16 protein-coding genes and 1 pseudogene are annotated in these 15,740 nt (G+C 52.3%); 7 read left to right on the forward strand and 10 right to left on the reverse strand.

Annotated elements, in window-relative coordinates; all coding sequences use genetic code 11:
- Positions 1–26 precede the first annotated feature (26 nt).
- Positions 27–1,496, reverse strand: a complete 1,470-nt coding sequence (gene arcD, locus BM025_RS10465; protein WP_085849545.1) for an arginine-ornithine antiporter — start codon at positions 1,494–1,496, stop codon at positions 27–29.
- Between the two features lie 518 nt (positions 1,497–2,014).
- Between arcD and BM025_RS10470 the strand changes: the two genes are divergently transcribed.
- From BM025_RS10470 to BM025_RS10495, 6 genes are all read left to right on the forward strand, one after another.
- Positions 2,015–3,730 (forward strand): PHA/PHB synthase family protein, encoded by a 1,716-nt coding sequence (locus BM025_RS10470; RefSeq protein ID WP_211753575.1) that lies wholly within the window; start codon positions 2,015–2,017, stop codon positions 3,728–3,730.
- A gap of 6 nt (positions 3,731–3,736) precedes the next feature.
- Complete coding sequence (gene fabI, locus BM025_RS10475) at positions 3,737–4,507, forward strand: enoyl-ACP reductase FabI (protein WP_085849547.1); 771 nt, start codon at positions 3,737–3,739, stop codon at positions 4,505–4,507.
- 72 nt (positions 4,508–4,579) lie between these two features.
- Entirely contained in the window at positions 4,580–5,977 is a 1,398-nt protein-coding gene (locus tag BM025_RS10480) for a bifunctional enoyl-CoA hydratase/phosphate acetyltransferase (protein WP_085849548.1), read from the forward strand.
- On the forward strand, positions 5,974–7,155 hold the full coding sequence (locus tag BM025_RS10485; RefSeq protein WP_085849549.1) for an acetate/propionate family kinase: 1,182 nt from the start codon (positions 5,974–5,976) through the stop codon (positions 7,153–7,155). Before BM025_RS10480 ends, BM025_RS10485 begins: the two co-directional genes overlap by 4 nt.
- Positions 7,156–7,309: 154 nt before the next feature.
- Positions 7,310–7,642 (forward strand): phasin family protein, encoded by a 333-nt coding sequence (locus BM025_RS10490; protein ID WP_085849550.1) that lies wholly within the window; start codon positions 7,310–7,312, stop codon positions 7,640–7,642.
- A gap of 107 nt (positions 7,643–7,749) precedes the next feature.
- Entirely contained in the window at positions 7,750–8,604 is an 855-nt protein-coding gene (locus BM025_RS10495) for a universal stress protein (RefSeq protein WP_085849551.1), read from the forward strand.
- A gap of 16 nt (positions 8,605–8,620) precedes the next feature.
- Here the strand turns inward: BM025_RS10495 and BM025_RS10500 are convergent, their stop codons facing one another.
- The 7 genes from BM025_RS10500 to BM025_RS10530 form a co-directional block, all read right to left on the reverse strand.
- On the reverse strand, positions 8,621–9,199 hold the full coding sequence (locus tag BM025_RS10500) for a hypothetical protein (RefSeq protein WP_085849552.1): 579 nt from the start codon (positions 9,197–9,199) through the stop codon (positions 8,621–8,623).
- Between the two features lie 69 nt (positions 9,200–9,268).
- Positions 9,269–9,841 (reverse strand): HdeD family acid-resistance protein, encoded by a 573-nt coding sequence (locus tag BM025_RS10505; RefSeq protein ID WP_085849553.1) that lies wholly within the window; start codon positions 9,839–9,841, stop codon positions 9,269–9,271.
- Positions 9,842–9,895: 54 nt separating this feature from the next.
- Positions 9,896–10,378, reverse strand: a complete 483-nt coding sequence (locus tag BM025_RS10510; RefSeq protein WP_085849554.1) for a bacterioferritin — start codon at positions 10,376–10,378, stop codon at positions 9,896–9,898.
- A gap of 54 nt (positions 10,379–10,432) precedes the next feature.
- The gene (locus BM025_RS10515; RefSeq protein ID WP_085849555.1) at positions 10,433–11,011 is read right to left on the reverse strand and encodes a hypothetical protein; all 579 of its coding nucleotides are present in this window, start codon (positions 11,009–11,011) and stop codon (positions 10,433–10,435) included.
- A 64-nt stretch (positions 11,012–11,075) separates the two neighbouring features.
- Positions 11,076–11,396: a chaperone modulator CbpM gene (locus tag BM025_RS10520; protein ID WP_085849556.1), complete on the reverse strand. Its 321-nt coding sequence runs from the start codon at positions 11,394–11,396 to the stop codon at positions 11,076–11,078.
- A gap of 3 nt (positions 11,397–11,399) precedes the next feature.
- Positions 11,400–12,359, reverse strand: coding sequence for a DnaJ C-terminal domain-containing protein (locus BM025_RS10525; RefSeq protein WP_085849557.1), 960 nt, complete (start codon positions 12,357–12,359; stop codon positions 11,400–11,402).
- A 44-nt stretch (positions 12,360–12,403) separates the two neighbouring features.
- Positions 12,404–12,661 (reverse strand): hypothetical protein, encoded by a 258-nt coding sequence (locus BM025_RS10530; protein ID WP_085849558.1) that lies wholly within the window; start codon positions 12,659–12,661, stop codon positions 12,404–12,406.
- Between the two features lie 233 nt (positions 12,662–12,894).
- On the opposite strand from BM025_RS10530, the pseudogene BM025_RS19500 reads away from it, so the two are divergent.
- A pseudogene (locus BM025_RS19500) lies at positions 12,895–13,014 on the forward strand (IS3 family transposase); the annotation flags it as partial.
- Between the two features lie 136 nt (positions 13,015–13,150).
- Here BM025_RS19500 and BM025_RS10535 read toward each other — a convergent pair.
- Positions 13,151–13,909: a SapC family protein gene (locus BM025_RS10535; RefSeq protein WP_085849631.1), complete on the reverse strand. Its 759-nt coding sequence runs from the start codon at positions 13,907–13,909 to the stop codon at positions 13,151–13,153.
- Between the two features lie 135 nt (positions 13,910–14,044).
- Positions 14,045–15,739, reverse strand: coding sequence for a ShlB/FhaC/HecB family hemolysin secretion/activation protein (locus tag BM025_RS10540; protein WP_085849559.1), 1,695 nt, complete (start codon positions 15,737–15,739; stop codon positions 14,045–14,047).
- Position 15,740: the final 1 nt, after the last annotated feature.

Below are 15,740 nucleotides of genomic sequence, written 5' to 3' on the forward strand. Positions count from 1 at the left end.
CAATTTGTCCTTTGTAGGTACGAGCGTCACAGAGCGCTGATGGCACCGGTCCACATCAGATAGGCCGCGACACTAGCGGCTCCGACGAGAGCAATTGCGATCAGAGTTTCGATGGAAGAAAAGGATTTTTCGCCATGCGATTTACGCGCCCAGACATAGATCGGGATACCGACCGCATAGAGGATGGCACACATCAGCAGATACGTGGGGCCTGCCGCATAAACGAGCCATGCCCCATAAACTGTCGCGAGTGCCCCAATGGCCATATCTCGGCCTCGCCCTTTTTGCTGATCATAGCTTTCGCCAGTCATTGCAAGCTTGAGCGCATAAGCCCCCGAGAACACGTAGGGTACGAGAATGGCGGTGGACGCGATGTAAAATAGCGCGAGATAAGTCGAATTCGCATAAAGCGTCACGATCAAGACGATCTGCACGCAGATATTGGTAATCCACAGGGCTCCAGATGGGGACCCGTTTTCATTTTCGTTGGCAAAGATCGCAGGCAGGATGCCTTCCTTGGCCGCACGGAATGGAATTTCAGCAGCCAGTAAAGTCCAGCTTAAAAACGCACCGGCAACCGAAATCACAAGACCGATCCGAACCAACACCGACCCCCAAGGACCGACAACAGACTCAAGCACATATGCCATGGAAGCGGCCGCAGGCAGCGCTGCGAGTTCGGGTTGAGACATGACGCCAAGCGACAGCAAAGACACAAGCAGATAAAGCATAAGAACTGTGACGAACCCAAGGATGGTCGCTTTGCCGATGTCGCTACGCTTACGTGCGCGACCAGACCCGACACTGGCCCCCTCGATCCCGATAAAGACCCATAATGTCACAAGCATTGTGCTTTGAACTTGGGTCGTAATGCTTCCAAGTGTCAGGGCTTCTTTACCCCAGAAATCCAACTGGAATGTCGGCAAATTGAAGCCCACGACAACAAGAACGATGAAAAGAAAAATGGGGGCCAGCTTGGCAATCGTTGTGATCAGATTGATGATCGCCGCCTGTCGTATTCCCATCAAAACCAACGCATGAACAAGCCAAACGCAGATCGACGCGCCAGCGATTGCTTGCCACGTGTTGCCCTCTTCGCCGAACGGGGCGTAAAAATAGCTGAGAGCGCCAAAGATCAAAACGGCGTAAGATACGTTGCCGATCCAAGCGCTCAACCAGTATCCCCAAGCGCTATTGAAACCCACGAAATTGCCAAACCCTGCGCGTGCGTAAGAATAAGGTCCCGCGTCAAGGTTAGGTTTGCGGGTCGACAAATTCATGTACACAAATGCAAGAGCCAACATCCCGATACCGGTAATGAGCCACCCAATTGTGATGGCCCCTGCAGATGCCCCGCGTGCCATGTTCTGTGGCAAACTAAATACCCCGCCACCAATCATGGATCCGACCACCAAGGCTGTCAGGGGCAGCAAGCCTAATTTGCCCGATTTCGTCTGGGTCGATGAGGTGTCTGTTGCACTCAATTCGGTCGGCATCGGCTTTCTCCTTTGCATCCAAGCGTTCGGCACGCGCACCTGCAGATTTATTCAGGACCTCTCGTGCATTTCGTTGGTCTATCCCGTTGTCTCATGCTTGCATTTCAAGCTGGGTTAAGACCAAGATTTAAGCCATCAATGACAGAACTGTTCCGCGCGGCATTGACCTGCATCAATAAGCAGACAGAATGTTCAATTTGGAACCGACGCAGCGGACTATAATGAGGACTATTTGCGCTGCAGCTGTTGATATCAGTTCGCAAAAATTTCCACCCCAGCCAGCCCACTCATTGATGCACATCAATCTCCTGTCACAAAGGTTGTGGTAACTTGTCTTCAAATTTCATGGTTTGAGAAAGGTCCAGCCAATGGCAAAGGTCACATCCCTTCGTGAGGAAAATCCTTCACAAGAAAAGGGGGCCACACCGCCGCCCCGCACTGCCTTTCAAACGCCCAATGCCTCTCAAGCGTACAAGGCATCCAAAGACCCAAGCCCGCTGTCGCCCCCCCATATCACGATGGAGCAAGCGCTAGACAAAGGGCTAAAGGCTGCTTTGGCCAAGTTTACGGCGGGACTTTCACCGATTGCTTTGACCTCAGCCTATTCAGATTGGGCCATGCATCTGGCATCTGCGCCGGGCAAACGTTTGGAATTGCTGGAAAAGGCCGGAAAGAAAACATGGCGGTTGGCAAATCATGCGACCCATTGTGTTGGCACCCCCAACACCCCTGACACCTGCATCACGCCATTGCCTCAGGATCGACGGTTCAAAGATGAAAGCTGGCAAAAGTGGCCCTATAATCTGATGTATCAAAGTTTTCTGCTCAACCAACAATGGTGGCACAACGCGACCACTGACGTGGACGGGGTGACGCAACAACACGAGAACGTGGTCGAATTCGCCACACGCCAGATGCTCGACGTGTTTTCACCATCAAATTACGCCCTGACGAATCCCGAAGTGCTGACACAGACTGCGCAACAAGGTGGGATGAACCTCTTTCGAGGTTGGCAGAACTTCATTGAAGATCTTTCGCGCACCAACACTGGAAAACGCCCCGTTGGTACGGAAGATTTTGAGGTTGGTCGCAACATGGCAACCACACCGGGCAAGGTCGTTTACCGCAACGATCTGATGGAACTGATCCAATACGCGCCGACCACAGACAAGGTGCATCCCGAACCCATTTTGATCGTCCCTGCATGGATTATGAAATACTATATTCTTGATTTGAGCGAGCAAAATTCTCTGGTGCGTTATTTGACAGCGCAGGGGTTCACCGTCTTCATGATTTCATGGAAGAACCCAGATGCAGATGACCGAAATTTGGGGATGGATGATTACGTTTCCTCAGGCGTCATGGATGCGCTTGATGCTGTCGACACGATTTGTGGCGGGCATAAAATACATGCCGTGGGCTATTGCTTGGGCGGCACATTGATGTCGATTGCGGCCGCCGCGATGGCGCGTGACGGCGACGCGCGACTGAAAAGTCTGACACTGCTCGCGACCCAAATCGACTTCACAGAAGCTGGCGAACTGATGCTGTTCATCGATGAAAGCCAGTTGACGTTTCTCGAAGACCTGATGTGGGAACAAGGTTATCTGGACACCACACAGATGGCTGGCGCTTTTGAGCTTTTGCGCTCGAATGACCTGATCTGGTCGCGGATCGTGCACGATTATTTAATGGGGGAACGCACCCCAATGAATGATCTGATGGCTTGGAATGCCGATGCCACCCGCATGCCGTATCGGATGCATTCTGAGTACCTGCGACAATTGTTTTTGAAAAATGACCTAGCTGAAGGGCGATACCACGTCGGCAGCAATCCCATCGCAATATCTGACATCCGCGTGCCGGTGTTTCTTGTTGGCACAGAACGCGACCATGTTGCGCCGTGGGAATCTGTCTACAAGTTCAATCTGTTATCTGACACGGATGTCACATTTGTTCTGACCAGTGGCGGGCACAATGCAGGCATCGTGTCCGAGCCGGGACATCCGCGTCGGCACTACCGCGTGCGAGAAAAGGCCAAAGATGATCCCTATATCGATCCAGATCGTTGGATGCACGAAACATCCCCTGTTGATGGGTCTTGGTGGTCGATTTTGTCAACTTGGGTCGCTGAAAAATCCCATGAAAAGACGGCCCCTCCAGCGCTTGGATCTAAGGAAAATGGCTACGCGCCACTTTGTGATGCACCCGGCACGTATGTATTTCAGGAGTAATCCCAGATGCTAGACAGCTTTCTAAAAGGAAAACGTGGGCTTGTTGTCGGTATTGCGAATGAGCATTCCATCGCGGCAGGATGCGCCATGGCCCTTCATGCGGCGGGGGCGAACCTTGCTGTGACCTATGCCAATGAACGCTCAAAGCCCTTTGTCGCCCCCGTCGTGGCCAAGCTGGACGCGCCTATATTCTTGCCTTTGGACGTTCAGGTTGACGGACAGCTTGAAGCGGTTTTTGAAGCGATTGATCGCGAGTGGGGGCAAATCGACTTCATTGTGCACTCAATCGCCTATTGTCCCAAAGATGATCTGCATGGCCCCGTGAGCGAATGTTCAAAGGAAGGCTTTGCTCAGGCGATGGATATCTCGGTTCATTCGCTCATCCGGATGACACGGCTGGCCATTCCGCTTATGAAAAATGGCGGAAGCATTCTGACCATGAGCTATTATGGCGCAGAAAAAGTTATCGATCATTACAACATCATGGGTCCGGTGAAATCAGCGTTGGAGGGCACGGTGCGCTACCTTGCCGCCGAACTTGGGCCAAAAAAAATCCGCGTCAATGCGATCTCGCCGGGGCCCTTACAAACGCGTGCAGGTTCTGGCATCGATCATTTTGACGATCTGATTGATACAGCGCGCAAGAGAGCCCCAGAACAAAGTCTGGTGACAATCGAAGACGTTGGCCACATGGCTGTAGGGCTTGTCAGCGACCTGTCATGTAAGGTGACTGGCAACATCGCGTTTGTAGACAGCGGTTACCACGTGCGGGCATAAAAGATAATCAAGACTAAAGCAGATCAGGGTCCAACAAAGACTTAAATCTCAGCAGAAAAAAGGCAGTCATATATGCAATATATCGAGAACAGGACCTTTGACGAGATCAAGGTTGGCGACAGTGCAGAATTGACACGTACGTTAAAACAGGGCGACATCGAACTGTTTGCCGTCATGTCTGGCGACGTGAATCCGGCACATGTGGACGCCGATTTCGCGCAATCGGATATGTTTCACAAAGTCATCGCCCATGGCATGTGGGGCGGTGCGCTGATTTCAGCCGTGTTGGGAACCGAGCTGCCCGGCCCCGGCACAATCTATCTCAATCAAAACCTGAGCTTCAAACAAGCCGTCGGTCTGGGCGATACAGTCACCGTACGTATCACTGTCGCTGAAAAAAGTGCAAAGCATCATCATGTGACACTCGATTGCCTGTGTACCAACCAAAGCGGCGAAACCGTAATCGAGGGGCAGGCATTGGTCGTGGCACCGACCCAAAAAGTACGCAGGCCACGGGTCATGTTGCCAGAAGTCCACCTTCACGAACGCGGTGCGCGGTTCGCGCGGTTGATCAAAGCGACAGCAGATCTGGCGCCAATCCGTACCGCCGTGGTGCACCCCTGTGACGCCCTTTCGATTGAGGGGGCATTGGAAGCCGGCAAACAAGGTATAATCATCCCCATTCTCGTGGGCCCAAAAACCAAGATCGAAGCCGCCGCGTCTGAAGCTCAGCTGGACCTAAGTGGCATCGAGATCGTTGATGTCCCGCACAGTCACGCCGCCGCCGAACGGGCTGTTGCCATGGGCCGCGAAGGCAAGGTCGGCATGTTGATGAAGGGCAAAATTCACACCGATGAATTGTTGGCGCCAGTGGTGGACAAAGAATTAGGCCTGCGCACGGAGCGACGCATGAGCCATGTCTTTGCGCTTGATGTCCCGACCTACCCCAAACCGCTGCTGATCAGCGATGCGGCGATCAACATCTTTCCCGATCTGCAAACCAAACGCGATATCGTTCAGAATGCAATTGATCTTGCACTGGCGCTGGGGATCACCCTGCCAAAGGTGGCGTTGCTTTCGGCTGTCGAAACCGTCACGCCCACTATTCCGTCTACGGTCGATGCCTCTGCACTTTGCAAGATGGCCGAACGTGGACAAATTATCGGCGGATTGCTGGACGGGCCATTGGCCTTTGACAATGCGGTGTCCAAAGCTGCGGCCGAGACGAAAGACATTCACTCAGAGGTCGCGGGCGACGCTGACATACTTATAGCTCCCGATCTGGAATCGGGAAATATGATTGCCAAGCAGTTGATCTATTTGGCCGGAGCCGATGCCGCCGGCGTCGTTTTGGGCGCGCGAATTCCCATCGTTCTAACCAGCCGTGCAGATGGTGTGATGTCGCGATTGGCATCCGCCGCAATGGCACAATTATTCGCACATGCTCAATCAGGCGGCACCGCGATATGAGCGGGACAATTTTGACACTGAACGCGGGATCATCCAGCCTTAAGTTTGCTGTGTTCAGCACCGATGAGACGGTGACAACACCCCAGCTCAGCGGCAAGATTGCAGGCATAGGCACCGCACCCGTCTTTGGTGCCCAAGACGCAAAAGGCGCCACGCTTGCCAAAGGTCCGCTTGAGCATTTGGACGCGGCATTCGACCATGAACACCTGATTAAACTGTTGCTTCCGTGGCTTGCCCAACACCAAGGCCACGAACCACTTGTGGCCGTCGGTCACCGCGTCGTGCATGGAGGCAAGCATTTTGAGCGCCCGGTCCAAGTGACCGACGCCGTTTTGGCCACGTTGGAAACACTCATTCCCCTTGCGCCATTACATCAGCCTCATAACCTTGCTGCGATCCGCGCCGTCGCAAAGTGGGAACCAGACCTGCAACAGATCGCCTGTTTCGACACCAGCTTTCACCAAAGTCAGGGACGATTGGCCAAATTATTCGCTCTTCCCCGTGCTTTGAGTGATGAGGGGATCATCCGCTACGGGTTTCACGGCCTGTCTTACGACTATATCGCCAGCCAGTTGCCAGATCATCTGGGGGATCAGGCTGACGGTCGTGTGGTCGTAGCACATCTTGGCAATGGGGCAAGCATGTGTGCCATAAAAGATCGTGAAAGCGTTGCGACAAGTATGGGATTTACGGCATTGGACGGGCTGATGATGGGGCGCAGATGCGGCACGCTGGACCCCGGCGTCATACTTTACCTGATGCAGGCCAAAGGAATGACTGCGGATGCCGTCACAAACATGCTTTACAATCAATCTGGGCTTTTGGGGGTCTCGGGCATTAGCAATGATATGCACGTGCTGCAAAACAGCAGCGACCCGCATGCGTTTGAAGCCATTGATTTATACTGCTACCGCGCGGCCAGTAGCCTTGCGGGGTTAATTCCATCTATTGGTGGACTTGACGCGATCATTTTTACGGCTGGGATCGGTGAAAATTCTGGCTTTGTACGCAAGCTCATTTGCGAACAAATGGCATGGTTGGGTGTCGCCATCGACGAGACCGCGAATGACAACAACGCAACCCTCATCAGCACAGAGCAATCGAAAATCAAGGTACTTGTCATCCCAACGAACGAAGAGCTTGTGGTGGCCAAAGCCTGTCACGCTTTATTGTCCTAAACAGTCGATATGAGTGAAATCTTGTTGCTGCGCTAAAATGCGCGCCACGGTCACGGCAAATTACAGCCTGCCCGTTGTGGCGATTGATGTGCATCAATCCCAACATCCCCTTTGAGGGGTATGATTAGGTGAACTCTCACTGAAAGGATTGAAAATGACCAAAAATGACAAAGCTAAAGATGCTATGGCTCCTATGGCCAATCTGATCGATGCCATGCAAGAATCCAGCACGAAGATGTTGTCTGGGTTCGGGCCCGAATGGTTTGGGACCATGAATAGTGTTGGCACCGAAATGCTGGCGTTCATGTCCGAACGCGTCAAACAGGATATCCAAACCCAACAAGACCTGTTGCAAGCAAAAGGCATTGCCGAAATTCAGAAACTTCAGGCAGACTTTTTCAAGAAAGCGATGGAAGATTATAGCGCTGAAATGACCAAACTGATGGAAATAGGCAAATCGCACGAAAAACACGCCACGCCAGTTTGACAAAGCCTCAGACCCATCGTGGCTGATCCGGTATGGCGGCTTACACGTGCCTCCTGCGGGTCAACCATACGCCCCTTTAATCCTCTGACCGTAAAGAGCGAAAGCACATGAAAAACAGTACCCTACTTATCATTGTGGGCCTTGAGTCTTCCCTGACCGAACTTGGCAAAAAACTTGAAGCGGTGCGCACGTTGCCCGCTCATGCCACAATTCTTATCGTTGGTGAGACGCCCGTTTTCCCATATTATGCAATGGGCGTTCCGCCATATGGAACAACTGCAGTTCCCCGAGAATGGGAAATCTCAGTCGCCGAAAGCAACGCGGCTTTTAAGAAAAAATCAGATGAAATTGAGGCGCTTCTCGAGCATCACGATGTGTCAGGTGAGGTCTGCATTTTGGCCAGCGAACCCGCGCTGGTGTCTGATGCTATCGCGCGCCACGCAATGCTATGCGACATGGCAATTGTGGCCGATGATTTGCGCAAACCCGAGACGTTGTTCAGGCAGGTCGTCTATGGCGTTTTATTCCAGTCTCCCGTCGGTATCATGTTGAACGATCATAATCTTGAGACCTTCTGCGCCCCTAAAAAAGTGCTTGTTGCGTGGAATTCGGATTTGTATTCCGCACGCGCGGTCCATCAAGCCCTCCCTCTTCTTCGCCAAGCGGAAGAGGTGATTATCGCCTCTGTTGATCCGATCACAACCGAATACCGTGATGGAGAAGACCCAGGTGTAGATATCGCAAAATGGCTGAGCCACCATGGATGCAACGTCGACGTCCAACAGTATCCCAGCGGCGGTCAAACAATTGGTGACAGCATTCTCAAACGCACGCAGGAACTTGGTGCAGATTTAATCGTCATGGGGTCATACGGTCATTCGCGCGCGCGTGAAGCGTTTTTTGGTGGCACGACCCGCACCATAATCGAACAGACGGACCAAGCCGTTTTCTTGGCACATTAATACGCGATGCCACCAGTCATTTGGTGGCATCACGCAATGCTTGTTTCGTACGCTGAAATGCCTCTGCATCCCCAAACTCTGCAAAATCATGGTAGTGCGCATGACGTCCTTCCATGCGTTTTGCATGTTTAATTGGACACCAGTGCTTTTCTGTACGGGCGGCTATTTCGACAGCATAGGCCAGCAGGCCATTGCCGTATGAACAATATATACAGTTCAGCTTTTCCAGCCCGTTCAGATATGAAAGATGCTTGCGATCAAACGTGATGTAGTCGCCACGCTTCACTTTCTCCACGCGGTAAACTGGAAAACAAATGATCTGAAAAATCGTTATGAAGATGTCCAGCAAAACGAACGGAATGATCATCGCATAGATCACTGGCGCAGTCAGAACAACCAAAGGGCGTGCCGCGGCAAGATAGGACGTCAACTTCTGTTTCATCGCCTGATGACGTTGGCGAACACTGCGATCAAACACCACGCGGCCTTGTTCTAAACGATAACTCAACTCACCCCGTTGCCGGTCAAATGTTTCCTCTAGCTCATCTTCCAATGCGCGCAGACGCGCGATGATGATTGCAACTTTGTCTGACACTTCTCTATCTCCAATTTCGGATAATATTGCGCAAACTTGGGGCCATTTCAGCGACATCTACATCAGGATTTATACGCCCAAGTTCTGACGTGCGGACCGCGAGATCAATACCAGCGCCATGCCTGTACTGATAAAGTCGAATCCAACCAAAAGACCAAGGATCACGGCCGATGCTTGCGGTAAAGCTACAAAGATATAGCCCCCCAAAGCGATGCTAATGACTGCCGATGCAAGACCCCAAACCCATCCCGAAGCGGGCCGCGCCCAAAACGCGAATGCCATCTGTGCAGCACCTGTCAACACAAGGACCACAGCGATCAAAACGGTCAGCGCAACCAATCCATGGAATGGAAAGACCAGCATCAAAAGACCTGCCGCCAGTGAAATAAGTCCAGAAATCAGCTGCCAGACGAACAGACCTGTGCCCCGCAACGACAACGCCCCCACCACAGCGACGCCGCCGCTGACGACCAAAAGCCAGCCGATAAAAATCTCGACAACCAACGAGCTGAACAAAGGCATGAAGACTGCCGCCGTGCCGAGGACAATCATAACGACACCTCCCCACAAGAAACCTTTGCGCAATTTGGTCAGAATGGTCGCGGATTGAATGTCTGTAAAAGGGTCAATTTCAGATGTCATTGGATATATCCTTTTGTATTTGGCGCAAGCAGGCCTGCCTTGAGCGCGCGATGGTTATTCAGCAGCCGTGGCGTTAATCTGCATCGCAATAAAGGCTGGTTCACCCATCCGTTGCAAAAGTGACAGTTGCAATTCGAGCCAAGACATATGGCCCTCTTCATCCAAAGCAGTACGTTCAAACAGACCACGTGTGCCGATATCCTGAGCATCGTCTGCCTCGCGCGCAGCTGTCGAATAAAACGTAATCGCTTCTTTTTCATCGACAAGATCAGCTTCAAACATCTCTTGCAGCGATTGCGAAGATGTCGGGGTTTTGGCTGCAGTCATAACGGGGACACCCCCCAGAAAAATCATCCGCCGCGCGTATTCTTCGGCATGTCCCAACTCTTCAAGCATCTCTGCGCGCATCTTAGTGGCCAGCTTATCCAAGCCCCAGTTTTCGGTCGTCAAGATGTGAAGCAAATATTGATTTGCTGCGGCAAGTTCCATCGATACAGCAGTCTGCAGGTTTTCAAGAGTTTTACGATTGTCAGTCATGGTTTTTCCTAATCAATTAACAGTTTGGAGGATGAACAGGTGGACATTCACGTCTCAGGCTTCACTCCAAGCATGGACATGGACGTCTTTGCCGGAATGGCCTTTCAAGATTTTCACTGCGACGTCTTCTTTCGCGGCATCAACTGTGCGCACCCACAAAAGGATGCCGCCGTTGTGGATCTGATTGGCGTAATAGTCTTTGTGGTGTTGCCCCACGCGGCGGGCCAGCAACGTCCCCACGACAGCGGCAGGGCCACCACCAATCGCAATTGCCGCGATGGACGCCGCTAAAGTGCTGACAGGCGTCAGCATTGCTGCCATTGCAATGGCTGATCCTAAAAAGAAAAACCCTCCACCGATGGCGCCCTCCAACTCTCCAATTGCTTCCTCCGATACAAAGGCAGCCCGCGGCGCATCAGGATTGTCTTCCAGATCATTGGCCTGCCAATAGGCGGACCCCAGCTTTTCTTTCATCGCCTTTTTGTCACCAAGTAGGCTGATATCAAGGCGGCTGAACCCAGACATTCGCAAATCATAGATCGCCGCCTGAAGCGTCTCAAAACTGTCAAAGACGCCAACAGCTTCGGGAACATTTATGTACGTGGTGTGATGTGGGGTTGGATCATTGGTCATTGTGAACCTCGGATTATTTGTGAATTAATGTACAGCGCAACACGCCAAAAGGGATTGATGCACATCAATCGCTTGGTATTTCAGTTTCAATCTGAGCCAGACGCCGCTTGAGCTGTGCGTTCTCATCCGCAAGGATCAACACAACCGCAACACCCGCCAAGTTGAGGCGCAAATCTGCCTGTAAACGCCGCACACGGCGCAGGGTTGTGACGCACGTGCTCTCAAACCGCCATGCTGACCTATTCTGACCTACGGGTTCAAGAATGCCTTCTTCCACCAATTCAATGACCCAATCTGCGGATGCATTGCTGACGTGGCACAATTCGGTCAGTGACAGCACAGACACGACTTCACCGGTCGGAACCAAAGCTCTATTCGTTGCCATGATCTAAACTCCCTGTCCTGCGCGTGGATCATAATCCATTTCACGCGCCATTTCTGCATAAAGCTCTCTCGCTTTTTCTGACTCTGTGGGTGGGATGACGATTTTCAGAACCGCAAACAAGTTACCCGGGATTTTGCCTGGTATCCCCCTGCCCTTCAAACGCAGTTTTTTGCCAGTTTGAGCATGCTTGGGCACAGTCAATTCAACCTTACCACTGGGTGTCATAACCGCGACACGACCACCAAGCGCCGCTTCCCAAGGGGTGATGGGTAATTCCATAAACACATCTCGGCCCTCGACCCGAAAACCGGGCGGGTCCTTGATCGCAACTTCAAGGTAAAGATCACCCGCTTTGCCGCCGCCCAAGGCAGGCGAACCTTGCCCCGCGAGCCGGATGTGCTGGCCCTCGGCCACACCTTTTGGGATCGACACACGGATCGCGCGCTCACGCAGCACAATATGGCCATTCTTATCCAACTCAGGCTTGCGCAGAGTGAAATCGCGCGAGCCTCCATTGTAGGCCTCGGTCAGATCAATAACGATTTTGGCGTGATGATCCTGTGCAGGTGCGTGGGCTTGACGACCCGCATGCATACGACCATCGAAACCACCCCGTTTTGAAAACAGCTCTTCAAAGAAATCGCCGAACTGTTCAGGGTCCGCTTGGGTATAGCCACCGCCAGAAAACTCGAAACCATCATCCCAATCAGGAGGAGGTCGAAAGTCTTGGCCCTCTTTCCAATTCTCGCCAAGCTGATCGTATGCTGCGCGTTTTTCAGGGTCTTGTAAGACCTCATAAGCCTCGCCAAGCTCTTTGAATTTCAGCTCAGCTTCGGCCTCATCGGGGCCCCTGTTCACATCGGGGTGAAACTTGCGGGCCAGCTTGCGATAAGCACGTTTGATCTCGTCTTGCGACGCCTTACGCTCAACGCCCAGAACCTTGTAATAGTCTTTATAGTCCATGTCTGTGTGCCCCCTGATATACCACGCCTTGCCGGATCAATGCCTCAATCCACATCTATTTCGAGACTGTCGATATACTGCCGAACAGATGTTTCAAGAGCGCTCACATGGTGGCCATGGGCCTCTTCATTGGCGATCTCGGTTTGCACCTTTTGCGACAAAACATCGAACCGTTCGCGCAGCTCTGCCGACGTCACCTGATGGTCTGCTGACAAAAGTCCCTTAAGCTTTAGGCGGGTCTCGACGTGCTTAATCTTCTGGTCGAGCACTTCCATGCGGGATTTCAGTTCTGGTGCCGTCATCATCGTATCCTAACATTGCAACGCGTTTGACGTTACAAATGACAGCGATCCGCTGTTTGCGCATTGATGCAGCGCAATATGTGCGCATCAAATGTTTCCTCGCTTGATACTTCTCTAGGGGCAGATACCTAATCAACGGTAAGAGTTTGAAAAGACAAAGATCGCCAGTCTAGGTTACGTGATCACACCACAAGGAGCTAACAGCCTACACCTGTCCGGTCTGGTATCTTGTAAAACGTGTTATTGGATTTTCGGTGCAATCACACATAACAACGAATCTCGCGTGTCATGCTCTGCAAGCTGCTGTTTGGCGACGCAAACCAAAACAGAAAGTGTTGATCTCTTCTGATCAGGAAATGCTGTCCCCCAAGCCCAACGCGAGCCAAGCTTCACGTGTCGCGGACAACACCCTAAATTAGGCCTCCATAATCCATATCTGGCAAAGGCCGAAACCTTTGCCAGATCCAGAATGTGATAGGCGCTTTTGCGTTAGGCGTCTACGGCAACTTCAGCCTCGGCTGGCGTCGCTGACACGCCGATTTTTTGTGCCATTGGCGTCAGATTACCCAGCGAAAACAGATGAGCATAGCACAGTTCCAACTCGTCAGAGCGGACCATCTCCACCAGTGTTTCGGCAGGTAACGCCTTGAGTTTTTCACGGTTGATCGTAAAAAATCCCGACAGTGACGCAGTTTGCCCGTCAGCAAGGTTGAACTGGGCCTGTGCCCCTTCCAGAAGATCATGCTCTTGCAGACGTTTGCAAAATACAGCCGTCCGCTCAAATAGCGCTTGGTATTCGCTGACGAATGTCAATTTGCTTTTGAGAAAGGTGGTTCGCTCGCCATCGGTATCGAAGAGGCGCTCCCCCTTGCCGTCGGTGTTGAAGCCGTCAAAGCCTTCATCAATGCACAAGACGAAATCTTTTTCGTCTTCGGACCGTGAGAACACGAAAGGATAGCGACGCAAGAACGCGGGAATGTAACCGCCAGTCCAGTTCCCATCAGCACCGACATTGCTGTTTTCCCCATCTCTGACCCCAAGGATCACTGAAGGGACCACATCGTTTCCGTCGCCAGCAAAGACGATAGCATAGTCCTGCGCAGTGGCACGAAACTCGGCGGCCAGAAGCGGCACAGAATTGACGCTGCTGGAGAATTTGTAGTCTTCGCCCATTTTCACGGACCAATCACGGTGGCTCTCAGAAGAGACAGGAACCGCACGTTCATAGATCATCAATTGCTTGGTCATTTTCATCCTTGGTTTTATTTACGACAGGACGACAAGGTCCATGTTTTTAAAAGGTTAGCTGATCAAAGTTTGAAAAGCGACGAGAAATTATGCGGCATCCAAAGAAGAGAACGCCGCAATAAGATACGGGGTGTATCAGAACGTGACTGCGGTCACTCGGGCATAGAGTGTCGCGGAATCTTGGTTGGAAACAGCATTGACAAGAGGGATGCCGACACCCAGTTCCAGCGTGACCTTGTCACTTAGGGGATAGGTCATACCAACGCCAGCCGACATCAAAAAGACCTCTTCGGGGAAGGTCGAATAGACCGCTCCCATGTCGACGAACCCGTAAACGTCTATCCCGTTTGCCAAGCCATCGATGTTAACGTCGACAGACTTGTGCGCTTCAAATTGTCCGAAATACCCTGTGTCGCCCGATGCTGCGTCGCTCGGAAAACCGCGTACCGTCGAAGGGCCGCCAACCTGAAACAGCATATCACCCGGCAGAAGCTTCTCATGGGTGAGTTGCCACGCGCCGTTTGCAGTCAGCGCGACGCCGTTGTCAAACAGGTACGTACCGTTGAATGATCCCGTGAACAGCGTGACGTTTCGTGTCGAAGGCTCAAGAGCATCTTCAGAGACCGCGTAGGTTACATGTGGGCTAATCGAAAACGCCATGTTTTGGTTCGAATATGAGACGTCAATTCCCAGTGAATACTTTGTGGTCGTTGAATCGACCAGTGATGTCCCGTTCGACGTTGACTCAGACACACCATAAGACGCCCCAGCGACACCGAACACGGCCCATTTAGACGAAATGAAATGCGGATAGGTCAGCGTCCCACTGAAGGATTGCGAATTGCCTTCGATGTTGAGTGGTTCTGTTGGGCCATCGATCACCTCGATACGTGACCCACTATAGGTCGCGCTCAACCGTGTACCATTTCGCAAGATTGGCGCATCGTAGGACAACGTGCCGGAAAAGCTACCTTCTGCAATGGTACCAAATACGAGGAGGTTATCGTCAGGTGTCAAAAGACTGTAGCTGTGGAAAAAGGTGCCCAGCTGATACTGACCCGTCGATTCAACGCCTTGATTGTCTAGAAAGAACGACAACTGGTTCGTTTTCGGTTCGGTCAAGGCCAACACAAGGTCTGTTGTTCCGAAATTCGCCCCTGGCTGTAGCGACATGCGCAGCTGCGCATTGTAAATCTGGTTAAAGCTGGTGATATCCGTAGCGGCAGAAGGCACGTCAACGGTGTCTTCGCCTCGGGTCAAGCGAACCCGTTCAAGAACAAAAGAGTCGGGCACTTTCTTGTTGCCGCCTATTGCGACTGACGCCAGCTTGCCTTCGACCAACTGAACCTTAAGGATACCACGATCAAGGGTTTGCGGCGGCAAGACAGCGCTGGCCGTGATTACACCCTTTGCGGTGTAGAGGTCGTTCACGTCCTGCACGAGAGTTTGGATCTGTGAAAAATCGATCTGTTTGCCAACGTAATTGGCAAGGATTACATCCAGATCAGCTTGGGTGAGAAAATCGGATTTGGTGAATTCGACACCAACAAGCCGCACGCTCGGTCCACCGGGTTGAACGATTGAGCCACGCGTGGCCTCTGGGCTGATCACCACCGGCCCTGTTTGCTTCGGGGGCGTGGCCAGCTCTTGCACCCGCTGTGCGTTTAGTTGCTCGACTGTTGTGGCCGGGTTGATGGTCTGCTGTGCCTGCGCTGTCTCGGCCAACAGCATCAACGCCCCTACCATGCCCGCAGCACCTAGATGGTTCAGGAAAGCTTTGCGCTGTCCGTCCGTCTTTTGTTGTGCCCTCAATACCTCACTCCTCGTCATT

The organism is Pacificibacter marinus, from assembly GCF_900109555.1.
In the GTDB taxonomy this organism is placed as follows: domain Bacteria; phylum Pseudomonadota; class Alphaproteobacteria; order Rhodobacterales; family Rhodobacteraceae; genus Celeribacter; species Celeribacter marinus_C.